Annotated in this window: 29 protein-coding genes and 1 pseudogene; 20 read left to right on the top strand and 10 right to left on the bottom strand. The window is 39.4% G+C overall.

What is annotated here, in order from left to right; translation table 11 throughout:
• Nucleotides 1–26: 26 nt before the first annotated feature.
• From PN838_RS09845 to PN838_RS09820, 6 genes are all read left to right on the top strand, one after another.
• Nucleotides 27–974 carry a TonB-dependent receptor domain-containing protein gene (locus tag PN838_RS09845; RefSeq protein ID WP_272180555.1) on the top strand — a complete coding sequence of 316 codons (948 nt, stop codon included), beginning with the start codon at nucleotides 27–29 and terminating at the stop codon, nucleotides 972–974.
• Nucleotides 975–1,322: 348 nt separating this feature from the next.
• Entirely contained in the window at nucleotides 1,323–1,979 is a 657-nt protein-coding gene (locus PN838_RS09840; RefSeq protein WP_272180554.1) for an alpha-L-fucosidase, read from the top strand.
• A gap of 46 nt (nucleotides 1,980–2,025) precedes the next feature.
• Nucleotides 2,026–2,445, top strand: coding sequence for an alpha-L-fucosidase (locus PN838_RS09835; protein WP_272180553.1), 420 nt, complete (start codon nucleotides 2,026–2,028; stop codon nucleotides 2,443–2,445).
• A complete protein-coding gene (locus PN838_RS09830; protein WP_272180552.1) occupies nucleotides 2,433–3,155 on the top strand; it encodes a hypothetical protein in 723 nt (240 codons plus the stop codon). Before PN838_RS09835 ends, PN838_RS09830 begins: the two co-directional genes overlap by 13 nt.
• A gap of 79 nt (nucleotides 3,156–3,234) precedes the next feature.
• Entirely contained in the window at nucleotides 3,235–4,410 is a 1,176-nt protein-coding gene (locus tag PN838_RS09825; RefSeq protein ID WP_272180551.1) for a sulfatase-like hydrolase/transferase, read from the top strand.
• Nucleotides 4,404–4,625: a hypothetical protein gene (locus PN838_RS09820; RefSeq protein WP_272180550.1), complete on the top strand. Its 222-nt coding sequence runs from the start codon at nucleotides 4,404–4,406 to the stop codon at nucleotides 4,623–4,625. The genes PN838_RS09825 and PN838_RS09820 overlap by 7 nt, the downstream gene beginning before the upstream one ends.
• Nucleotides 4,626–4,728: 103 nt before the next feature.
• Here the strand turns inward: PN838_RS09820 and PN838_RS09815 are convergent, their stop codons facing one another.
• The 8 genes and pseudogenes from PN838_RS09815 to PN838_RS09780 all read right to left on the bottom strand — a co-directional run bounded on the left by PN838_RS09815 (nucleotide 4,729) and on the right by PN838_RS09780 (nucleotide 9,469).
• Nucleotides 4,729–5,862 (bottom strand): alpha/beta hydrolase, encoded by a 1,134-nt coding sequence (locus PN838_RS09815; protein WP_272180549.1) that lies wholly within the window; start codon nucleotides 5,860–5,862, stop codon nucleotides 4,729–4,731.
• 129 nt (nucleotides 5,863–5,991) lie between these two features.
• A complete protein-coding gene (locus PN838_RS09810) occupies nucleotides 5,992–6,333 on the bottom strand; it encodes an antibiotic biosynthesis monooxygenase family protein (RefSeq protein ID WP_272180548.1) in 342 nt (113 codons plus the stop codon).
• Between the two features lie 102 nt (nucleotides 6,334–6,435).
• Nucleotides 6,436–6,746 (bottom strand): annotated as a pseudogene (locus PN838_RS09805) (YkgJ family cysteine cluster protein).
• Between the two features lie 9 nt (nucleotides 6,747–6,755).
• Complete coding sequence (locus PN838_RS09800; protein ID WP_272180547.1) at nucleotides 6,756–7,076, bottom strand: DUF4177 domain-containing protein; 321 nt, start codon at nucleotides 7,074–7,076, stop codon at nucleotides 6,756–6,758.
• A 331-nt stretch (nucleotides 7,077–7,407) separates the two neighbouring features.
• Complete coding sequence (locus PN838_RS09795) at nucleotides 7,408–7,731, bottom strand: globin domain-containing protein (RefSeq protein WP_334313335.1); 324 nt, start codon at nucleotides 7,729–7,731, stop codon at nucleotides 7,408–7,410.
• Nucleotides 7,732–8,275: 544 nt separating this feature from the next.
• Entirely contained in the window at nucleotides 8,276–8,710 is a 435-nt protein-coding gene (locus PN838_RS09790) for a DUF4144 family protein (RefSeq protein WP_272180546.1), read from the bottom strand.
• A gap of 75 nt (nucleotides 8,711–8,785) precedes the next feature.
• Nucleotides 8,786–8,947, bottom strand: coding sequence for a hypothetical protein (locus tag PN838_RS09785; RefSeq protein ID WP_272180545.1), 162 nt, complete (start codon nucleotides 8,945–8,947; stop codon nucleotides 8,786–8,788).
• A 153-nt stretch (nucleotides 8,948–9,100) separates the two neighbouring features.
• Entirely contained in the window at nucleotides 9,101–9,469 is a 369-nt protein-coding gene (locus tag PN838_RS09780) for a hypothetical protein (RefSeq protein WP_272180544.1), read from the bottom strand.
• Nucleotides 9,470–10,037: 568 nt separating this feature from the next.
• Between PN838_RS09780 and PN838_RS09775 the strand changes: the two genes are divergently transcribed.
• Nucleotides 10,038–10,670, top strand: coding sequence for an SEL1-like repeat protein (locus tag PN838_RS09775; protein ID WP_215962670.1), 633 nt, complete (start codon nucleotides 10,038–10,040; stop codon nucleotides 10,668–10,670).
• 239 nt (nucleotides 10,671–10,909) lie between these two features.
• Here PN838_RS09775 and PN838_RS09770 read toward each other — a convergent pair whose 3' ends face one another.
• Complete coding sequence (locus PN838_RS09770; protein WP_272180543.1) at nucleotides 10,910–11,083, bottom strand: hypothetical protein; 174 nt, start codon at nucleotides 11,081–11,083, stop codon at nucleotides 10,910–10,912.
• Nucleotides 11,084–11,746: 663 nt separating this feature from the next.
• Here PN838_RS09770 and PN838_RS27205 point away from each other — a divergent pair.
• The 6 genes from PN838_RS27205 to PN838_RS09745 all read left to right on the top strand — a co-directional run bounded on the left by PN838_RS27205 (nucleotide 11,747) and on the right by PN838_RS09745 (nucleotide 14,850).
• Nucleotides 11,747–12,040, top strand: a complete 294-nt coding sequence (locus PN838_RS27205) for an early set domain-containing protein (protein WP_370661103.1) — start codon at nucleotides 11,747–11,749, stop codon at nucleotides 12,038–12,040.
• Nucleotides 12,041–12,557: 517 nt separating this feature from the next.
• Nucleotides 12,558–13,136, top strand: a complete 579-nt coding sequence (locus tag PN838_RS09765) for an alpha-amylase family glycosyl hydrolase (protein WP_272182558.1) — start codon at nucleotides 12,558–12,560, stop codon at nucleotides 13,134–13,136.
• Between the two features lie 284 nt (nucleotides 13,137–13,420).
• Nucleotides 13,421–13,867 carry a hypothetical protein gene (locus tag PN838_RS09760; protein WP_272180542.1) on the top strand — a complete coding sequence of 149 codons (447 nt, stop codon included), beginning with the start codon at nucleotides 13,421–13,423 and terminating at the stop codon, nucleotides 13,865–13,867.
• Entirely contained in the window at nucleotides 13,831–13,995 is a 165-nt protein-coding gene (locus PN838_RS09755; RefSeq protein ID WP_272180541.1) for a hypothetical protein, read from the top strand. Before PN838_RS09760 ends, PN838_RS09755 begins: the two co-directional genes overlap by 37 nt.
• 25 nt (nucleotides 13,996–14,020) lie before the next feature.
• Nucleotides 14,021–14,356, top strand: coding sequence for a hypothetical protein (locus tag PN838_RS09750; protein ID WP_272180540.1), 336 nt, complete (start codon nucleotides 14,021–14,023; stop codon nucleotides 14,354–14,356).
• A 230-nt stretch (nucleotides 14,357–14,586) separates the two neighbouring features.
• Nucleotides 14,587–14,850 (top strand): hypothetical protein, encoded by a 264-nt coding sequence (locus PN838_RS09745; protein WP_272180539.1) that lies wholly within the window; start codon nucleotides 14,587–14,589, stop codon nucleotides 14,848–14,850.
• A 125-nt stretch (nucleotides 14,851–14,975) separates the two neighbouring features.
• On the opposite strand, the gene PN838_RS09740 is transcribed toward PN838_RS09745, so the two are convergent.
• Complete coding sequence (locus tag PN838_RS09740) at nucleotides 14,976–15,692, bottom strand: hypothetical protein (RefSeq protein WP_215962674.1); 717 nt, start codon at nucleotides 15,690–15,692, stop codon at nucleotides 14,976–14,978.
• 192 nt (nucleotides 15,693–15,884) lie between these two features.
• Here PN838_RS09740 and PN838_RS09735 point away from each other — a divergent pair, with 192 nt between their 5' ends.
• The 7 genes from PN838_RS09735 (at nucleotide 15,885) to PN838_RS26300 (ending at nucleotide 22,533) form a co-directional block, all read left to right on the top strand.
• Entirely contained in the window at nucleotides 15,885–16,649 is a 765-nt protein-coding gene (locus PN838_RS09735; protein ID WP_272180538.1) for an ABC transporter ATP-binding protein, read from the top strand.
• Entirely contained in the window at nucleotides 16,643–17,116 is a 474-nt protein-coding gene (locus PN838_RS09730; protein WP_272180537.1) for a hypothetical protein, read from the top strand. Before PN838_RS09735 ends, PN838_RS09730 begins: the two co-directional genes overlap by 7 nt.
• Nucleotides 17,116–18,882 (top strand): ABC transporter permease, encoded by a 1,767-nt coding sequence (locus PN838_RS09725; RefSeq protein WP_272180536.1) that lies wholly within the window; start codon nucleotides 17,116–17,118, stop codon nucleotides 18,880–18,882. The genes PN838_RS09730 and PN838_RS09725 overlap by 1 nt, the downstream gene beginning before the upstream one ends.
• A 337-nt stretch (nucleotides 18,883–19,219) precedes the next feature.
• Complete coding sequence (locus PN838_RS09720) at nucleotides 19,220–20,449, top strand: type 1 glutamine amidotransferase domain-containing protein (protein WP_272180535.1); 1,230 nt, start codon at nucleotides 19,220–19,222, stop codon at nucleotides 20,447–20,449.
• A gap of 79 nt (nucleotides 20,450–20,528) precedes the next feature.
• On the top strand, nucleotides 20,529–21,218 hold the full coding sequence (locus PN838_RS09715) for a response regulator transcription factor (RefSeq protein ID WP_215962678.1): 690 nt from the start codon (nucleotides 20,529–20,531) through the stop codon (nucleotides 21,216–21,218).
• Complete coding sequence (locus PN838_RS09710; RefSeq protein ID WP_272180534.1) at nucleotides 21,218–22,393, top strand: sensor histidine kinase; 1,176 nt, start codon at nucleotides 21,218–21,220, stop codon at nucleotides 22,391–22,393. The genes PN838_RS09715 and PN838_RS09710 overlap by 1 nt, the downstream gene beginning before the upstream one ends.
• Entirely contained in the window at nucleotides 22,366–22,533 is a 168-nt protein-coding gene (locus tag PN838_RS26300; protein ID WP_334313499.1) for an ATP-binding protein, read from the top strand. Before PN838_RS09710 ends, PN838_RS26300 begins: the two co-directional genes overlap by 28 nt.
• Nucleotides 22,534–22,807 lie beyond the last annotated feature (274 nt).

Here is a 22,807-nt window from a genome sequence, read left to right as displayed (position 1 = left end):
CTGGCTTCAGGTCTACTATAAGCACTATGATAGATCAAGACTTTCTGTCTGGTAACAACTTTAGCCCAGCTCGCTGGTTCTACACAGATTATGACGCCATTGCGGCAATCGAAACTGACTTAACTACTGTGCAATTGACAGAAGACCGTATCGATCCTACTTCATCTTATGAGATGACAGAAAGCATTTTTGCTTTATACGGACAAGCTAATATTGACACCGAATTGTTTGATAAAGCGGTTACGGGTAACGTTGGCTTGAGAGCTGTACACACAGATCAAAATGCAACAGCAGCACAGTTTATTGATGATGTAGCTGAGACTGTAACAACGGAAGGTGATTACTGGGCCTATCTACCAAGCTTAAACTTAAGTCTGGAAGTACAAGAAGATGTTATTTTAAGATTTGGCATGTCAAAAACATTGACGCGCCCAGATTATCAAGTGATGGCCCCTCTTAATACAGTAAGAACGCCAGCAGAAGAGGACGGTGCTGAAGAAGACGCAGTTGGTAGTGCAAAAATTGGTAATCCAAATCTAGACCCAATGACGTCAATCAATACCGACTTAACCTTAGAAGTCTACACTGAATATGACGGCGCTTACATTATCAGTGCATTTCATAAAGACGTAAAAGACTTCGTGTTCTCACAAACAGATCAGGAAGTTCCACTTGATAATTATGACGGCTTATATAATGTAACAACTTACGTTAATTATTCAGATGGTGAAGCTCAAGGTTTTGAACTTGGTATGTATCAACCCCTAGATAAAATTGTCCCTGCGTTAAGTGGTTTCGGCATATCAGCAAACTACACTTATGTAGATTCATCATTTGATTTAGACACTGGAGATTCAGGTTTTGGCTTCCCAGGGCGTCGCAAGACAACTTTAACTTTATCGCATTTTATGACCAAGACTTATATTCAGTCCGACTTGCCTATGTATACCGCTCGGATTTCTTCCGACAGTTAGCGGGTACTGGTGCACAAGTAGACAGTGCTATATTTACTGAAGCACAAGGTAAACTTGACTTCAGTGCGCTTGTTAAGCCAACTGAAGATTTGTCATTTCGTTTCAGCATTTCTAACTTAACGGGTGAAAATCGTCGAGATTTCATAGGCGCTAAATCAACTTTCCTAGATTATTATGACCGCGGTAGAACATACTCATTAACGTCTACTTATAAGTTTTAATCCAATAACATGCGGCAGTAATACTAATTACTGCCGCCTCTGTTTTGTCAGTTATAAATATTATGTTATCAAAGTGTGGTCGTAACCTTTGATAATACATACCAATATAATTAAACCGGTAAAAAACATGAAAAAGTTAGCTATTTTAGTTGCGGGCTTATCACTAGCAGCAGTGTCAGGCTTAGCCTTAGCAAATGAAAAGCCAAAATCTATGGATGAGCTTTGGGGAGAAACTGAAAAGTTACACGCCAAATATGCAAATGCAGATCGAGGTAATTGGTTTTCTGAGGATAAATATTCCTTATTTATTCACTGGGGGTTATTTTCGATCCCAGCTGGGGAATGGGATGGGAAAACCTACTATGGTATTTCTGAATGGTTAATGACAAAGCACCTTGCTGGTATACCAGTAGATGATTATAAAAAGTTAGCAAAAGAATTTAATCCTAAGTCTTTTGATGCGAAAGCTTGGGTCAAGTTAGCGGTAGACGCTGGTATGAAAAATATAGTGATCACCGCAAAACATCACGAAGGTTTCGCAATGTATGACTCACCGAGTCATGACTTTGATGTAACTGATGCGTCGCCATACGGCCGAGATCCTTTAAAAGAGCTTGCTGATGAATGTGCTAAAGCGGGTATAGGTTTAGGTTTTTATTATTCTCAAAACCAAGATTGGTATGAGCAAGGTAGCGCTGACATTCCTTGGACTAGCGCTCAGCAAAAGGTGATTTTACCACCTACTATCAAAATAAGGTGGTACCTCAAGTTACTGAGTTATTAACCAACTATGGCCCTATTAGAACCGTATGGTTTGATACTCCTGGAATATGACTAAGCAACAATCATTAGATCTTGTTGAGTTAGTCAGAAAACTTCAACCAGAAGCATTAATTAATAGTCGAATTGGTAACGGCGTTGGGGATTTCTCAACGTTAGGAGACCATAGTTTGTCTCTTATTAATCACCCTAGGTTATGGGAAACAATAGATACGACAAACGATTCTTGGGGATTTGCGTGGCACGATAAAAATTGGAAATCTTCAAAAGAAATTGCCCATCGTCTCATTTCGACTGTCGCTCGTGGCGGTAACTATATGTTGAATGTCGGCCCAGATAAAAATGGTGAGCTCCCTTCAATCCCTACCAAAAATCTTAGAACAACCGGGCGGTGGTTAAAAGACCATGGTCAGACTATTTATGGTGCCGAACCTTCACCATGGGGACGCGCACAGGCGTGGGGGACATAACAGTAAAAGACAACCAATTATATTTGCACGTTTTTAAGTGGCCTCAAAACAATAAAATTCACTTGTCTGGATTAACAAATAAAGTCAGTGGTGCAAACATTTTAAATAACGACAATTTGAAAGTTAACTTCAAGCAACATAAAAGAGGCTGGATAACAATCGAATTACCGGAAGACAAACCAAAAACATTAGTCCCTGTGGTGGCGCTTGATATAAAAGGTGAACTAAAAATAGATCAAACTATAGGCATCGATCCACAAATTCCAACAATGATCAGCGCGATATTTGCAAAGTGCAAAGGTTGTAAAAGCAAAGAGCTTCGATGGATGCAAAAATTTGGAGAATGGAAGTATGCCGATAATCTATTAAATTGGCAGGATAAAGGCCAAGGCGTATGGAAAGTCGATGTTGCACGTGCCGGCCAATATCTATTGGAAGTGGAGTATTCAGCAAATGACAAAGTGGACTTTTCTGAATGGTATTTTGAATTTAACGGTAAACGACTAGTGATGCAGGCTTTAGATACCGGAGAACGTGAAAATTCTGCACGTCAATTTGCGGGCCGAACTTTATATAGATTTCGAACGGATAAAGTTGGTGTTATCGAACTTACCACTGGTAAGCAAACAATTAGCGTGATGCCAAAATCTAAAGTGATGGCTGGAGGGATTAATCTTAAAGCCATTCACCTGAAGCCGGTTCACAACTAAATCCATTCCACTTAAAAATTAGTATATGTTGTGGTGTATTGAAGAGAATAATTATGATTAAAAAACAAAAATAAAACAGATGATACGTCAATTTGTATCATTTTCGCTTATCGGTTTGTTCAGTGCTGTTGCACCTGTACAGGCCGCAGATAAACCAAATATTCTATTTATATTTGCAGATGATTTAGGGTGGGGAGATTTGGGAATTCATGGCAGTAAAACCATTGAAACGCCAAATCTGGACCAATTAGCTGCACAAGGTAGTGAGTTTTATCAATTTACTGTGGCCAATCCCGTTTGTTCGCCAAGTCGTGCAGGTCTTATTACTGGTAATAATCCAGCTCGTCATAGCGTGCACCATCATTTTGCTGCAACAGAACATCATCAAAAATATGCCATGCCTGATTGGTTAGAGCCAAGTGTGTTAACCATCCCAAAGGTAATGAAAAAGGCAGGCTATACCACAGCTCACTTTGGAAAGTGGCACTTAACAAATAGCCATATTCCAGATGCACCGCTACTGGAAAATTACGGTTACGATGAAAGTGCTGTATTTAACGGACCTAGTAAGCAAACTGATGGTTGGAAAGTATACGACGATACAATCGAATTTATTGAGCGTAATAAAAATAAGCCGTTTTTCATTAACCTTTGGATCCACGAACCTCATACGCCGCACTACCCAGATCCGAAAATGATGAAGAAGTATGCACACTTAGGCGAGCAACAACAAGTATACGCCGCGGTAGTAGAGGGGGCCGATGAACGTATTGGGCGTGTTTTACAAGCTTTAAAAGATAATGGTTTAGAAGACAATACTATCGTTGTATTTTCTAGCGATAATGGCGCTGAGGAGCCGAAACCGGACACACATCGTTATTTGCGAACCGATCCAGACGCAAAGATAGCTGGAATTGAACCACTAGGCCGTTATTTTAGTGTTGGAGACAATGCTGGTTTAAGAGGCGCTAAGCGATATACTTATGAAGGTGGCGTTCGTGTTCCGTTAATCGTTAAATGGCCAGGTAAAGTGCCTGCTGGTATACAAAATACAACATCGTTAGTAACCGCCGTAGATTTCTTACCTACCTTTGCTGATTTAGTGGATGTTAAATTACCACGTGATTATAAGTCCGATGGTGAAAGTATTCTGCCTCAACTTACTGGAGAACTCGTTAAACGTAAAAAGCCAATTTTTGGGAATGGCATTATAAACCTATTAACAAAGACTCGGATTACGATCGTTCAATGTTAGTTGTACGTAAAGGAGAGTGGAAACTGTTTTTAGACCGCACACACGACAGGACTGAACTTTACAATATTGCTTATGACAGAGCCGAAAGACGCAACTTAGCTAGTAACTATCCTAGTGTGGTAAAAGAGTTGACTCGTGAGGTTATGCAATGGAAAGATACGCTACCTAGAAGTCCAAACCCTCGTGCATTTTCATCTATTCGAAAAAGTAACTAAACAGACTTATACCCCTTTTATAATTGCGCTTATCAATCTAAAAGGGGGACTATCAACTCATTTAGCTAACGACTATTTGTTGGTAAGTGTTTTAGGTATTTATCTAATAGTTTGGCGTGTTTGTTTTGATGCCATTTCCTAGGGATTTTGATTTTTCAACTGCAATTTTTTGTTGCTCAATCGCTGCCTTTAGTTGACCGGTTTGAGCAAGAGCTGCGGCATAATTTGAATTTGCATAGGCCGAGTTTGGATACAGCGTTATTATCTTTAGATAGGTTTGTATTGCCTTGGATTTGTCGCGAGTTAATTGCGCAGCGGCAAGTTTGTTCAACGACCCCTCGGCTGAAACCGTAAAGCCATATTTTTTGTTAGACAAATCGGCATAATAGTTAACGATTGCATCAATGCCTTGTTGTGAAATACTTGAATCAGCGCTTAAATCATTGTGATAATCGTCAAACAGCTTTTCAATTCCGTTTAATACTGTAAGCACTGGGCGAGACATATAATAATGGGGGTCGTCACTTTTTACCTCCCAATCTAAACCCTCCGGTGCGTATTTCTCTAGGATCTCTGCTAATTCTTCAACATATTGAACGTGTGCCTGTTCATATTGGTGCTTGCCTATTGTGAGATACAAAAATAGATTTTTATTTTTTAATAAAGGTAATTTTGATTTTGCATCAGCGACAATATTTAGAAAATCATTGCTTAATGTTGGGCTCGAAATTAAGTAGGCATTAAAGAGGTTTGGCTTATTTAACATCGTATACAAACCAAAAGCCCCATTACTCATAAAGCCGCTATAAACCTTAAATCCGTTAGTCCGAAAGGTGTCATCGAGTTTCGGTAAGATGTGCTGTTCATAAAGGTCTAAAAGCGCCATATTTGTTGGTTCAGCGGCAGTGTCTTCAAACAATTTGGCGTAGCCTACGTGATATTTTGCCGGTGTGACCACTATGCTTTCTAACCATGGCCATTCAGAGTTGTGACTTAACCAGTCGTGCATCCCGCTTAAATAAGGTTGACTCCGTGGATGGAGATCAAATATGACCACGTACTTTTTGTCTAAAGCGGAGTAATAACTGGCGGGCAGGGTGACATTAAAATACATGGTTTGTTGTAAAATAGGCGCGTCAATTACGAGTTTTTCAATGGGATTAAGCGTATTGATTTCTACTGCAAAAATATTAATTGAATAAACAAAAAAGAAAATTGATGCCAGTCGTTTTAACATGGTTTGCCTTAGCTTAGCTTAGCTTTAATATGCGATAGCCTTAAAATAACATCATTTTCAACAGTTAATACTGCGACGTTAATCTTTAGGATTCTATGGATTACTATATTAAGTAGCTATAGTTAGTGATTATATTTCGGTTTTGTCAATTACAATATATTGGTCGGGGTTTACCTTGATGGGCTCCGGGAAGCCTTTACCTAAGACTCGTTTGCCATCTTTGTTTTTGCCTTCCGCATTTTTAAAACAAAGGTTTACCACAGCGTCAAAATGTGCCTTTGATGACCATACAACGGTATTAACATAATTAACTGAATCATCATTTTGACGGTTGATAGATTTATAAAACGTTGAGCTTACAAAGCCAGCTTGTTGGCGAAAATAGTCGATATATTCATTTCTGACTTTTTCCGCTGTTTCTTCCATTCCCTTAGGCACCAAAATCGTATTAATTACGCTGATTTGTTCCATTTTTTGATCTCACTTAGATGACTTTTAGCTTGTTCTCAATGACATGAAACGAATAGTAAATTATAAGGTTTAGCTGCTGCAACCACTCTGGTTAAGGCTTAATTAAGGTTTTGGGAGTGGCGTACCTAACTGTTCATGTCGTTCGACTTCACATTCATAAGACGCCATTTCAAATTCTCGGCACACCTAGGGACGTTTTTCATAAATCGTACACATATAGGTTTCTCGGTCTAGAGCAGAACACCAACCATCGGATAATTGCCTCATGGTTTCACCCCCCATTGATCACGGGCAATATGTTGACTTGGCACGCCAGTATCGGTAATTAAAATCACCTCTAATTTACAACAGCAGGCCTCACAACTTGCGCAAGTAACCTCGTCGTTTGTTATATTTTTAAATTCTATCGTCATAGGCGCTATTTAAACATTGTTAAAGGGTTTGTAAAACACAATTAGTAAAACGCTTCGGTTTAAAAGGCGACGACAAAATAGAGTTAAACTAGGGACTAGGGAGTGCAAGTTTTTAAGTTTTTCATAACTCTTTTTCATAATGCCGGCAAATTCCAATCCGCCTTCAAGCTCTCTAAAGTCGACGTTTACCAGTTCCCAGCCATCGGCACCAAGTTTATTTAAATAAGTTTCAACGTCTTCGCGTTTACGTCCTTTGAAGATACCACCGGTTTCAACATCGCGTGTATCGATAACTTTGTATTGGTATTTTTGCATCGTTATTATTTCCATATTGAAGGTTGTTTTTTGCCGCATTTTCAGTTTTGTCTGTGTTTAATAAATGCTAGGGCAAAGTAAATAGTACTGTGTTAATCAAAAACTAGTGTAACCATAGTTGTTGTTCGAGGCGTTGCAACTCTTACTGTTAATACAGTTTTGATGCCTCGCTTCATTTTCTATAGCTTAGCGCTGTTTTAAGTTTGGGTTTTAGGTTTGGGCTTTTTATTTTAGTTATTGATTATTCTGCAGTTGATTTCGAGCGGACGCCATTCGGATCCTCTCTGCTGGAATTCTAAGTTGAGTTATCAGATAGGCCTTAAATGACGAATGATATGGCTGGTTTTCAACAGCTTTTGCCATACACAATAACTAAGGCTTCACTTTCTGCTTTGCTAACATGCAAGTGTTTGTGTGCGTTTGGAATGTTAATGCTGCCAAAATGTTCGGAGTATAATTTGGGGCCACCAAGCCAACCGGATAAAAAGTACGTTAGCTTTTGTTTTGACAGTGTTAAATCTTTTGGGTGCATATCACGAATTTTCTTAGCTTCTTTTAAATTAGCCATATTGTGATAAAACTCGTCTACAAGTTGCGTAATTCCGGCGAGTTCTCCCGCACTTTTGTAAGAGTTGTCATTTACGCCATATTCACTGATGTTATTACTCATATTGTTTTGCCAACTCTCATACCTTCAGACTTGTTGCTGCTAATCCGGATGTTTTATTGAGCCATATTACAAAAGTAATTAATGATTCTACATGGCTTATTGTTTTCTTCTTTTAAAAAAAGTATCAGAGGGAAGAAAAGGTGCACATATTTCCACTGCGTCGCTCTTACTTTTTGCAACAGCCGCTCTTGGTTTCTAAGATCATGTAACCAAAAGGCCGCTTTGCGGCAAATCCCTAATCCTTATTTAAGATTTATATTATCGTCGAGGACGGGATGAAAGTATGTCCACAGTTCGTCTGATGTACATCCATTTACTGACGAATTCCCTTCGTCCTTGCAGTGAACACCCATCCCTTGCAACGGCGTACTTGCGGTTCACTTCGAGATATAAATCTCAACTAAGGGAATTTAGACGAAGGGAAATGTCGCCTGAAATATAGGTGCAATAACTCATAATTTCAGAACAAAAAACGTCATTCCCTCAGCTTGTAATATGAGTCAGCCAAAGCGATATTCAGAATCTCCAACCGGATGCAGAGAATTTAATAAATATCAGCGACTCTGACTCCACTGGTCGGCATAGCTAGTTTAAATAGAGAGTGAATTGATAGCGTCAGAAATGGTAAAAAATGAATTTTAGTCAGGCAGACTGACGATTTATTAAATTCGTGTGCACGTATTAAATGAAGTACGTCATCGGTTGACAGAACTTTGTTGTTTTTAATTAAACCAAGTTGCCCTTCAATAGGTTTAATTAAATAGCAATGGCCAACTGAGTCAATAACATAGTCATCATCACTAAAGAGCAGTTCACCGCATTCAAAATTAACGTCACGAAGTGAATTTAAATAAATAAGCTCGTCATCACCGTAAAGCTTTAACATGCAAGGCCACTTGATCATGACAGATACCGCTGAGACATAAGAATCCAATAAAATAGTTAAGAAATATAAGCTAAAATGTAGGCGAACAAACACTAGTCAAACATTGCTTGTCAGACTTTATACGACTGCTGATAACTGTATTTAGTTTAAATGTGCAGCTAAATGAGCCTATTCCTCAGCGCCTTTTATATCCGATTTCTCAGATGTATTTAAAGATGCCTTAAAATCTTCAAACTCTTGCCTTAATTTGGCGATATCACTTTTTACCGCATTCGCATAAGAAAACCCTGCCAAACCAAAAATAAATCCTAATACACCCATAGCTTCCATGTTTTTCTCCTAGATAAATATTTGTAAAACCTCATTTGGAGGCTTTTAATTATTGGCCAAAATTAGCGACGTACGAAAGTATAGTGGTAAAAAATGTTGGCTAAGTGTTGAGGTACGAAAGCAGCCAGCCGTATTTTGCCCCTGTTTAATGGCTCATTTGAGTTTTATCTCAAACCTGTCATCGAAGTTATGCTTAATCAAAGACTCTTTAATTTGATCTATTTCTTCAACCTGAAGCTTTCTCAGGTTTATTTCGTGAGAGCTAAACCGAGCAGTAATTTTCATGACTTTATCATCAAATGAAACATATTCGAGAGTATTCATTTGCTCTTTTTCTATATCTAGCTCAAGATCTGCGAGACTAACTTTTGTACCACGTTCTTCTTCCGGCATGATAAATTCAAAAAATAATGTCCGGTGAAGGAGAAGCGTCTTTATATAACCATCTCCAATATCTAGAGCAAAGGAAATGATTAAATCCTTATCAGTCTCTTCAATATTCATGAAACTAACTATATCCATTGGTGTGCTTCCTTATTTCGATTAATCCACAAAACAACTTAAACAGGTTAGCTTTACTCTATTAAATATATTTGTATCAAATTACTTTAACCTTTGCCACTTACCCACTTTTATTTACTAGTGAGTTTTTGATTTTGCTAAGTGGCAATTAAAAGCGAACTAGACCTGTGGGGTCAGAGTCGTTGATATTTATAACTTCCTCTGCACTCGGTTGGAGATCTTAAATATCGCCATGGCTGACTTAAAAAGCTTGGGAATAGCGGGCAATTTGCGATCAGCGACTCTGACCCCACAGGTTTTTAGAAAGGATCGTCATTCCAAAATCGCTGTGGCTCGACTCATATTACAAGCTAGGGAATAGCGATTTTCTGTTTGGTTGAAAAGACTGTATTTCTGTTGATTTGTCACTTAATAGCAACAGTTTTATTCTGAAATAAACAATTAGCCATTTATTTACAATTAAGCCCCTCGGAAATCTGCGTCAAATTTGTAGAACTGTTACACTCTGTTTTTACTTGCTTGTTGACTGGCATCAAGCATTAATAAACAAATTAATCTCGAGATTTTTATGGAACATAACCTACTTGCTGACAATGCGGATGATGCATTATCAATCTGCCAAAGTATTCTAAAAGGCAATTTCATTCCTGTTGACGGGATCACGGTAAAGAAACAAGCCCAGAAAATTAATATTGAAATGGCGCTCGAAACATTAACGCATTATGCCGACACTGGACATGCAGGTTCAATTTTTGAAATCGCCGACACTTATTTTTCTGGGAAAATCACCAAAGGCCCATTCCCAAGTGTGTTGGTTATGCCTAACTTTTTATTGTCAGAGCAGTATTTCCTGTTGTTACTTAGTGCAGAGAAGGTTACTGACGACCAACATGGGTTGGCTTTATTTAGACTCGCCATGTTACGTAAATTTGCTAACGATCTCGACGGCCACGAAGAGTATCTAACGCAAAGTGCGAATGGCAGCCATTCAACTAAAGCCAATGCCACACATATATTAGCGACTTACTTTTACAACACTCAACGTTACGACGAAGCTGTTAAATTGCTGATCCCTAATAGTGCTACTCATCTTTATAGCAAAGTGCTTTTGTCGTTTTGTTATCAAAATGGCTTTGGCGTTGAGCAAAACACAGAACTCGCCACAAAGTTACAAAATGAGTTTATCGACTCCGGGAATTAATTTGTGCTGGTGGGCAGCCTCGGCCCATCAGTTACTTTATGTTGCGCTTTGTTTTTGACGCTATTTAGGATAAGTGAGAAAAGCGAAGTTAAATAGATTTGTGCGCGTAATTGAATCAAAGTGTTAGCGTTCTGCTTTGTTTGTCATTGAAATGAATGAATTTGAAGCTAATGCAATATTCAAGCATTGACCGTTCGACAGTGGAAACTCCCAACTCAAGGTATACCATTTTGTGAGGACTAATTTGACGACTTATTTGGTGTCATTAATCCTTTTAATAGCCAAACTAAAAATACCACCATTGCAATTGCAAAATAATCAATTAAGTAGCCTTGCCCATTTGAAAAATCACCAAAGGGGACAGAAACTGTAATGGGAGCGATATGTGGAATAATACTTTCGCTATCAACCATACGAAAGCTTTGTGAAATGAAAAACGCTACAGAAACAAAGATCGCTCGTCTACTTCTTATAAAAATACCGTATGCGCCATATGCTGGAATTAAAACATAGAGCGCCTAAGGCATATGAGTCGAACCGCAGTGCTTTCAAAGTCGGAAAATATCACTATCCCCAAACCAATTAAGGTGAATATTGCCAATATGGAACTTGCCACTTTGAATTTCATTTTGCCTCTAAAATAATTAGGATCAAATCGAAGGGGCCCAAATCAATGGGATCATGTCGTTGATTTTAGCTGATTTGATTCAAATTAGCATTTAGATGTTTAACGCTTAACTGCCTATTTTTGATATGAAAAGTATTGATTATTGCGGGTCAAAGGAAAGCGTTTTTTAATAAAGACCCGTTGCCTAAATTTAAAATGCCGTTCTCAATTTACCTTTAAAACACATGTTATGAATACGTATGCCTGCAATTGCTATCTATTTTAACTATTGGCTACAATCAAGCGCAGTTCAAATAATAACCACCACGTAATCGAGATGGTTAAACGTTATAAAAATTAGAATAAAAATAATCAATCAACGACATGAATTAAAACAGGGTCACACAATGACAATAATAAAAAACGTTCAGCAGTGTGTTAAAAATCTAATAATTTTGAGTGTGCTTTCATTCTCTTTTTTAGTCAAGCGGCGATAAACCAAAATCAACTTGGCGCCAATTATAGTGTTAACCAGCAACAAATTAACTTTCGTATTTTTTCAGCTAATGCAACCAAAGTTGAACTCTACCTTTATGATCAGGCCACGGGTGTAGAAGAAGTCGCTCAATATTCGTTGACCAAAGATAATAACGACATCTGGTCTACAACACTTGATGTAAGTGCTTTGGATCCTCGTCTTAGCAATGCAATTTATTACGGATACCGTGTTTGGGGACCAAACTGGCCATATAATGCGGTCTAGGAAAAGGGCACTAATGTCGGTTTTATTAGCGATGTTGACGCTCAGGGAAATCGCTTCAATCCAAATAAACTACTCAGCGACCCTTATGCAAAAGAACTCAGCCATGACCACTTAACTCCGCAATGGAACGATGGAACAATTTACGCATCAGGTCCAAGCTATCGCAATATTGACAGTGGCTTACAAGCCCCAAAAGGTATTTTACTTGCTGCCGACTCGCAGTCGATTGGTATCAAACCAACAAGGGCATTAAAAGATGACATTATTTATGAAGTTAATGTCAGGGGTTAACAAAAAACGACACTAGTATTCCAGAACAATTTCGCGGTACTTATCAAGGCGCTGCACTCAAAGCGCAATACTTAGCAGACTTAGGCATTTCAGCCGTTGAGTTTTTACCTGTACAAGAAACTCAAAACGAAACAAACGATATGGTGACCTCGACAGACGGCGATAATTATTGGGGGTATATGACCCTAAATTATTTTGCTCCTGACCGCCGATACGCCAGCGATAAATCGGCAGGGGGCCAACTAAAGAGTTTAAAGCTATGGTTAAGGCATTCCACGATAAAGGGATAAAGGTCTTTATTGACGTGGTTTATAACCATACTGGCGAAGGCGGAGCTTGGATTAATGGCGACTCGTCTACCTATAATCTTTATTCTTGGCGCGGACTGGACAACTCAACCTATTATTCTTTAACAAATGATAGGCAACATTCGTGGGATAACACTGGGGTCGGCGGAAATTACAATACGGTAAACCCGATTGCACAGGACCTTATTATTGACTCTTTGGAGTACTGGCAGACAACGTTAGGGGTTGATGGATTTCGCTTCGACCTTGCTTCTGTGCTCGGCAATACCTGCGAACACGGTTGTTTCAATTTTGATAAAATGGCGTCGAACAACGCGTTAAATCGTATTATTAATGAATTTACAGAACGCCCAACGTGGGGCGGTCAGGGTTCCGATTTTATTGCAGAACCTTGGGCGATTGGCGGTAATTCTTATCAAGTAGGTGGTTTCCTGCGGGATGGTCAGAATGGAACGGTAAATACCGCGACACGCTACGTAAAGATCAAAACCTTTTAGGCGCAGAAGATACAACGCTTGGTGAACTTGCCAATATCTTTACCGGCTCTGCTTCGTTATATCAAGATGATGGCCGAGCCCCCTGGAATTCAGTTAATTTTGTTGTTGCTCACGATGGCTTAACATTAAAAGATCTTTATTCCTGTAACAGTTCGAACAATAGTCAATTATGGCCATATGGACCTTCTGATGGCGGTGAAAGTAACAATCACAGCTGGGATCAAGGTTGGTACAACCAAGCACAGGAACAGCGTAAAGCGGCGCGTAATGGATTTGCATTACTGATGTTAAGTGCCGGCACACCAATGATCACCGGTGGCGACGAATATTTACGTTCAATTCAATGTAATAACAATCCATACAATCTAGATTCAATCGCTAATTGGCTTAACTTTGACTGGTCAGCCGACCAACAAAACTTCAATACATTTGCTAAGCGAATGATTGAGTTCCGTAAAAATCACCCATCGTTACGTCCGGCTAATTTCTACCAAGGAATAGACACTAATAGTAACTATATGGAGCAATTAGTTTGGTTTCAGCCAGATGGCAATGTTGCGTCGGGTCAATATTTTAACGATGCCAATAATCATGCAATCGCCTATCGCATAGATAGCTCAGAATTTAACGAGCAAACGTCAGCAATCTACGTGGCTTATAACGGTTGGTCGGGCAATGTTAATTTCACTTTACCTTGGCCTATGGTGCAGGTAAAAACTGGTATCGAGTAACAGATACATCCAATTGGAATGAAGGCGAGAACACAGTAAAACCAGTTGGTTCAGAAGATTTTATTGGTGGTGAATACACCTCTTACGGTTTAAATGGCCGTGCAATATTAGTTTTAATTGCTAAATAGCAAACAGGGTTAAGGACAAATAAAAATGATGTTAAAAATTAAATCTCTAGTGGCAATCTCTTTGCTAACGTTGGCGTGTAACAGCCAAGCGACAATTATCACAGTCGCGGCGGACAACGCTAATAATTATGGTAACCAATGGCTAGGAAATGGCGGAACAGGTTTTGATGAATGGCACTTTATCACCGACAGCGCCAATGGCAGTGCAGGCACATTTTTAGCAAATAAAAGCGGTGAGAATGACCTAAACCATATTGCGTCAAATCCTTCAGACAACGCCTGGGAAGCTACGCCAATGGCGACGGCTTTAATCAAGTTGAAGCGTATCGAGGTTTTGCCAGTAATTCCCTTTCTGAGGTAGGAGATATTTTTAACGTCTCTTTTGAGCACGGTGCCATTACGCAAGGTGGTTCTGTTGGTTTTGTACTAAGAAATCAAAATATTCACAATAATATTGGTGACTATAATCAACAAAGCCGTTTTGAATTTGGATTTATTGGTGGCGGTCAACATTATAGTATTTTTGACGGATATGGGGTTATCGACACTGGCATCGGCTACACAGATGCAGGGTTAAGCCTAACGTTTACTTTGTTAAGTACGGATCTTTACCAACTCGATATATTTAATGCCTTTGACAGCTCGCTAATTCAAAGCCGAAATGGCTTATTAAGCGGAACTGGCAGTATCGACAGTGTTGCGCTTTACAATCGTAATGCTGAAGACGCTAATGCCTATTTCAACAGTCTTTCGATAAGCAATACTCAAGTCGCTTCCGTACCAGAGCCTGCAGGCTTTATGTTTGTATTGCTTGGATTGTGTTTTATGACATGGCGTAAACGCAACAAAATCTAAAGTTAAACGGCTTTATAAAAACAACATAGTTTGCAATAAGCCGTTAACTCGAAACTGAATTTAAACTAGCCGTAACCAATTTATTGTTTACGGCTTTTTGTGTCCGTTGATGGGAGGGGAAGCTGTCACTTTCCTATGTATTTGTAATCAGAATATATATCGATTGAAGTTTCGTTGATTTCTGTAAAATAGGCAAAGCTGCCTTTCATCGCCATTTCATGTTGCTTAGGTAGAACCGTACCGTCCAATTGTATGAATGACATGGTCATAACAAAGTCAGTAATATGTGCGGTAAACATCGGAGAAAAATCGGCGCTGTTCCAAATTGAAATTGTATCGATAAATTGGGCTTCTTTTTGATAGGTTAGCTGTCCTTTAAGCTTACCAATAGAGTCTTCACCCAATTTTTTGAGCCTAACGTTAAATGCCATAACAAACTGCTCATCATCTTCGGAAACAAAGGTTAGGCTTTCTTCATTTATCAACTCCCGCAGGGACAGTTTCAGGCTGTTCTTTTGTTTTTTTGTTTTGGTTTGTTGCCTTTTTTTGTCGGAAAAATTTTGAATTTGTTTGCCTGTTGGTTGTTTTCCATTAATTTGCTTTAACAGCCAAGGTTCACTTAACTGTGGTGAATGCTGCTCAATACTACTTGATATATCGCCTTCTTCGTTTTCATGGCGAGTTACTATATATGCCCAATGTTTTCTCTCGGTTTGTTTTGCTTTTATTATGGCGAGATTTATTTTGTCCCTGAACATAAGTAACTTTTCAGGAGCGACATCTGTCGCCCAAACGTTAAATATAGAGCTGACGCCGAGTAGAAATATCAAGTAAGTCTTCATGTTGTCGGTCTTTTTTGAAAATAAAACGCAACTGTAAATGCGGGTTTGTGAAATAAAAGTGAAACTGACAGACATTATTTTTAAGGTTATTGATGATTAATATTTAGTTTCTGGCTTTCCCAAAATTTCACATTACTTTCACAAACATAAAAATAGGATGGCGCCACATACTTTTTACTGTGGTGCACATTTATGCCTTGTTCAATCGAACTAACACGCGTTTCGCAATCATTTAGCAATGCCGATTCGATTATTACCCTATTTGAAAACCTTGACTTGTCGGTTCAACAAGGACAGTCGTATGCGATTACTGGCCCGTCTGGGGCTGGCAAGTCGAGTTTGCTGATGCTCTTATCTGGATTAGAACAACCAACGATTGGCAAGGGCAATGTAGTAACCGGTGACCATATTGCATCACTTGATTCCATACGTTCTGAGATTGGGTTTATCTTTCAGCAGTTTCATTTACTGCCGGAGCTTACCGCATTGCATAATGTTGCTTTACCTTTGAAGCTGCGCGGAGATAAAAACGCAATTAATAAGGCACAACTTTGGCTAGATAAAGTCGGATTGGTTGACAGAGCGATGCATAAACCCGCCCAGTTAAGTGGAGGTGAACAGCAACGTGTCGCCATTGCCCGAGCGTTAGTATTTTCTCCCAAGTTTATTTTTGCGGACGAACCCACGGGGAATTTAGACCAGCATAATGCCACGGAAATAGCCGATATTTTATTTGAATGCTGCCAACAAAATAACGCTGGATTGATTATTGTCACCCACAGTCATGAACTTGCAAGCAAAGCGAAACACATATATGGGTTAGCCAACGGTAAGTTAACCAATACATCGGTAACTCCCGAGACACATGTGCTTGAGAATTCGTTCGAGAATATATCGAGAGATACAAATCAAGCGCTTGCATCAACTGCAAAGAAAAAGCAGGTATTGCCATGTTAAATCTTACAATACCGTTGGCATGGCACTATGTGTGGCAAGAGTTTCGTCAACCTCATCAATTGTTGCTGCGTTGGGTTCAAGCCGTTTTAATGGTTTTTATTGTGACGTTATCGTTAGCTAGTAATACCATTCAAACCTACCTAGAGGGAAATTTACAAAATCTGCTCGGGGCTGATGCTGTTTTGACGCAAAAAGCAAATCTAACAAAGGAGCAAATAACCGTTTTGGCAGGACACAGTGAAAATGTGGTCAAAACCTCACAAATTGACGCCACACTGACTTTTAATACCAAGTGGCAACGCACAAAATTAAAAGCAGTGGGTCGTGATTATCCATTACAGGGCCAATTACTCACATCAACATCTGTATTAGCCTCAAATGACAACCTAGCTGAGGTAACACATGGTGGGCCTAAATTAGGTAACATCTGGCTGGACAGCCGACTTTTGCAAGTTTATCCGCAGTAATGGGAGATGTGATCAACGTCGGTGAACATAGATTTGTTGTTTCTCGATTATTAGTTCACGAACCCGACAGGTTAATGGAAGGCCATAACGTTGCGATGAGAGCGATAATTAATATCGAAGACATGGAAAAGCTGGCTTTTGCAGCTGATCTCATTCAACACCGTTACTTAGTCTCTGGCACAAAATCGCAAATCAACCAACTTATACAATGGCAAAAACAGTCGCTTCCGGCGGCCCAAATACACCACAAACAAGGTGCACATCCACTGGCTCTATTTTGGCAGCGAACCGAAAATTTCTTGGGTTTGGCTTCGATTATTTTGTTTTTTATGGCGGCAATTGCTATAGAGCAATTAGCTCAGGTGCATTTGAAAAAAGAACAGGTTTTTTCTGCTATTTGCATGAGCCTAGGCGCATCAAAGGTAACAGGTTTGCAGTTATCAATTTTAAAATGGTTTTTTAATATATTGCTCTTAATTCCGGTTGTTGTCGTAATCTCTGGTATTTGTCATTGGTTGGTCGTCAATTGGTTGTCTACAACATTCCCAGCAATTAGCTGGCAACTAGAGGCCGGTTTAATGGCCAAAACCATAACAACGAGTGTTTTACTCTTTGCGGTTTTTCATACTCCTGTCTGGCTAACTCTTTGGCAAACATCGGTTCCTAAGCTATTTCAACAAAATCAAAAAAGCATTTCTTTAGGGTTAGTCAAGCTTTGTGCTTTAGTTGTTTTGGTATTAGTCGCCTTTAAATATTCCGACAATGGTTTGTTAACCTTGATGTTAGTGGGCAGTATTTTTATCACCATTTTGTTGCTTGTCGCGATTAGTTGGGCGGCGTTAACATTTGGCGAAAAAGCCACTCAGCGTTTTTCTGGACTCATCCCGTTTTCTCTATTTATGATGAAGCAGCGTTTGTTAAGCAAAAGTACACAAATTCTAGGAATAGGACTAAGCACGTTCCTTTTGCTTTTTACCTTAATGCTATTAAGGGATTTGGGAGACACTATGGTGTCATATCAGCGGACGCACGACGGAAATGTGATGATTTCACAGGCGGATCAGCAACAAATGAATGCAATTAAGGAATGGTCAATGAAACATGGAATTGACCTGCGTCAAACTAAACCCTATCTGTATGCTAAGGCGGTCAAAATTAATGACCAAGCACTGGATGACTTCAGCCAAAAGCCCAGCGATAGTTTAGCGACATTATCCCGTTCGATTCGTTTGCATTGGAGCCAAACTGTGCCGGACAATAATCGAGTGGTCCAAGGCAAATGGTGGTCAAAAGATTCCGATAAATGGCAACAAATCTCGCTAGAAGAGGAGGTCATGACCGACTTAGGCTTAACACTTGGCGACACGCTGACGTTTATTATTAATCAACAAAGTTTTACCTTTACGATAGCGGCGAGTCATGTTTATCAACCTGGAGCCGGTTCCATAACCTTTTGGGTGCAAATGCCAGCAACGGCCGTAAAACATATAAACGCGCCCCATTACAACATGGCAAGTTTAGAAATGGATGACGACCAATGGCCGCTGCTCGGTCAAATGTGGCGACAATATCCAACGATTAGAATGGTCTCTTTAGGTGAACTAACAAAACAATTTGATAATATTTTGGCCATGATCACTAAAGTGATTAGCGGTTTTGCTGTCATGATTATTTTTCTTGCTGTCATTGTTATTTTGTCTTCAATTAATGCGTTTGAAAATAAAGAAAAGAAAAAGAACTGCGTGATAATGAGCTTCGGTTTTTGAAAAAACATGTTGGCAACTTAATGTTATTGAGTGGCTCATTACAGCATTCATCATCGCCATAGGCGCTATTGCGGGGACATATATCACCGGAATGTTAATTTATCAGTCGCAGTTTTCACTTGTATATCAACCCAACGTAACCGTGTTATGTCTTACTTTGGTTGTCATCTTGAGCACAGTCACCTTGTTAGGGGTATACGCCAGTCGACACAGTTTAAAAAGTTCTGTGAAACAACTGATGGCAGATGTTTAGGCGTAAGTTATATAGTGCTTTAAATCGTTTCACATTTGTTTCACGTCAGCTTTGCAACACTAGCGCAATACTTAGGAGAAACAAATGAAAAATGTAAAACAACGCATTGGTAAACTTATTACTTTATTTACCTTGTTGGCTGTGACCACGATAATAACGCAAGTAAATGCAAAGCAAGTAAAAGCATCGCAAGCAGAATTAACTGACATTAAAATTTTAATGGTTGTCAGCGGATATGGGCAAGGTGCAGAACCCGCAGGCGAGCAATCTAAAGAAAAAGCGCTCATCAAACGAGAAGAACGCCCAGGGTATGAATTTGACGAGTTTGCAAAAGCGTATTCCGTATTTAAGGAAAATGGCATAGCAATTGATATCGCAAGTCCTAACGGTGGCAAAGTAGAAGCGGATAAATTTGATCCCAACAAACCCTATAATGCAAAGGTGCTCGCTGACAAAACCATTATGGCACAATTGAATAACACAATTGGAACAAGTGTGTTGGATGCCAATGATTACGACGCTGTATTTGTTGTAGGTGGCAAAGGGGCTATGTTTGACCTACCAAATGACACGGCATTGCAAAAGCTGATCGCCCAGATATATCAAAATCAAGGCATTGTATCTGCTGTATGTCACGGCCCAGCAGCCTTCGTAAACGTAAAGCTCGATGATGGCAGTTATTTGGTTGCCAATAAGGCTATAAACAGCTTTACCAACGAAGAGGAAATGTTGTTTGGTAAAAAGTGGTTAAGCAAATTTGAGTTTTTATTAGAAGATAAACTTGTCGAACATGGTGCTAAGTTCCAATCGAGTCAAATCATGTTAAGTCACGTCGCAATAGATGACCGCTTAATTACTGGGCAAAATCCGACTTCGACAGTGGCAGTTGCCAACGCTTTAGTTAAACATTTGGGCATGACGCCGGTTAAAGCCGATATGGATATCGAAGATAAAACCTTGGCAGTTGTTGCAAAGTTTTTGTCAGGTGACACCGCTGCACTCAATGTACTTACTTCCGCCTTAAGTGGTTCTGATGACCAAGCGGAACAAACGCCGGGGCAATATCATTTACCATTAGTTGGTATGTATGGCTTCTATTTTCATAAAAATGCGAAGACAACCCGAGAGTTTGAGCAATCATTAACGCTTATGAGTGCTGCGCAAAAGGCCATTAATAATCCACGACTGGATATGGAAATTGCAAAAATACAGTCAAAATTGGGACAAACAACAAAGGCAAAAGCGACATTACAACAATTGCTTGCTGGAAATCCTGATTTTAAACCGGCGCAGGACATGTTAAAAGCACTGTAACAAAACGGACCTTTAGCTAATGAGTCCTTAAAGTAAACTTTACTAATTTGCGTTAAGGAACGTTTAATCTGAGAAAGACATGAATACGCAATCTCTATACATTTTGGTCGTTGAAGACCAACAAAACATAGCTCAAAACATTGCTGAATACATGGAAAATAAAGGTCATGTATTAGACTTCGCAACCCAAGGAGAACAGGGATTTAAGCTGGCGTTAGCCAATCATTATGACGTTGTCATTTTAGACTTAAATTTACCCGTTATGAGTGGCCTTGAGGTTTGCACCCAGTTACGCCTTCAGGCGAGTCACCATGTGCCAATAATCATGCTTACCGCAAGAGATAGCATTGAGGATAAAATTTCGGGTTTTACAACGGGCGCAGACGACTACCTGACAAAACCGTTTTCTTTGGAAGAACTTGAAGTACGCTGTTTAGCTTTATCTCGGCGACATTTGTTGCAAACTAACCACATTTTAACGTTTGATAAGTTGGTCATCGATCGAAAAAAACAACTGGTCACTCGTGAAGAAAAACCACTAGAGCTACACACAATGGGTTATCGGATTTTGACAATATTAGCCGAAGCGTTTCCTCAAGTAGTGAGTCGTTCAACCTTATCTCAAAAATTATGGGGCGACGAGCCAACAGAATCGGATGCGCTTAGATCACACATATACCAACTTAGGAATACGTTAGATAAACCATTTGATTACCCCATGATTAAAACGTTGCATGGTATTGGCTTTGTATTGGACGTGAAAAAATAATGACGCATAATAAAATTAATCCAACCCCACAATCGCAGATACTCGGCCATACAACAGGGCAAAAGTTCCATAGTTTAAGTGGCAAAATTGTCAGTCAATTTTGCTTATTTACCCTGTTTGTTTCTGCTGTGTGGGGAATGTTCTGTTTTGTCTTATTGTACAATATAGAAGATGAATTTATCGAACGAGAAGTCAATCAAGAAGCGCATTATCTTCAACAAGGTTTCAACAAAACTCAAAGCTGGCCGGCGCCTCGTGTCAGTTACATGACGTTATACTTCTCTAAGGACTCCCTGCCAAAGGATATAAAATCACGATTTATTGATGAGCCCAACAGGAAAGAATTTTCTGGAGAAGATGGCCGTCATTATCACTTGCTGGCACTGCCAAAATTTGAAAATATTTACCTTGTGGCAGAAGTCAGCGAAATGTTGTTAGTTCGTCCTATCAGTAAAAATTTATTAAAGACAATGTTCATTGCGGGATTTATATTGGTGCTATTTGCTTTTGTTATTGCATGGCAATTAGGCAGAAAAACCGCAAGACCGTTAAAACAACTTGCAGACTTAGTTCACGGCGTAGCGCCAGAAAACATTCCCGATTCATTTGCAAAGCAGTTTCCCAATAATGAGATTGGCAAATTGGCACATACCCTAGAAAGTACATTGACCAGAATGAATCAAAGTTTACTAAGGGAGAAATGTTTTACTCGAGATGTAAGTCACGAGCTAAGAACGCCCGTTGCTGTGATCAAAAATGCGGTGGAGGTTTATAATAATCTAGATTCAATTCCTGTGATTAAACCTATCATTGACCGTATTTCTCAGGCTAGTACGCTAATGGAACAAACGGTTATTACACTGTTAACGCTTGCTAGAGAAGAACATACTGAAGCAACTAAAAACCACATTAAGATCCTGCCTTTAATCGAACAATCGGTAATTGACCAAAGCCACCTTATCAACAACAAGCCAATTCAAGTTGATGTGGACGATAGCTGCAATGTCGAAGTTTATGCCCAGTCTGGCATGTTAAAAGTGTTGCTAGACAATTTAATTGGAAATGCATTTCAATATACACAACAAGGAAACGTCACAATCGAAATGCAAAATAACACTTTGGTTATTGCCGACACCGGACCTATAGCATTGAGCCAAACCTTTCTGAAAAAATAACCGATCCCGCCGTTAAAGGCGACCAAAGCACAGGTTATGGATTTGGATTATCTATAGTAAAACGACTATGTGAACACCAAGACTGGCGACTAACCGTTTCAAGTGAGCGGGGAACCAAGATTGCGATAGAACTCACATAGCATTTAATTCTTTCACCTTGATTTTCCGACCAGTGGGGTCAGAGTTGCTGATATTTCTAACTTCTAGTGCAACTGGCTGCAAATTCCAAATATCGTCGGGCTGATTTATATTCTAAGTAAAAGGAGACTAAAAAGCGGGTTTGTGAAAAAACAGTGAAATTGACTGACAGTTTATGGTCCACTAGTTTTGATATGGCCATCTTGTCTAAACTAACACCATCTTTGAATACTATTTATCAGCTCTAAAAGTTGGGGAGGTTTTCTAAATTTTTAT

Source organism: Psychrosphaera algicola, assembly GCF_028401425.1.
Classification (GTDB): domain Bacteria; phylum Pseudomonadota; class Gammaproteobacteria; order Enterobacterales; family Alteromonadaceae; genus Psychrosphaera; species Psychrosphaera algicola.
Note: the sequence above shows the minus strand (reverse complement) of the source record. Positions and strands in the feature narration are given on the sequence as shown.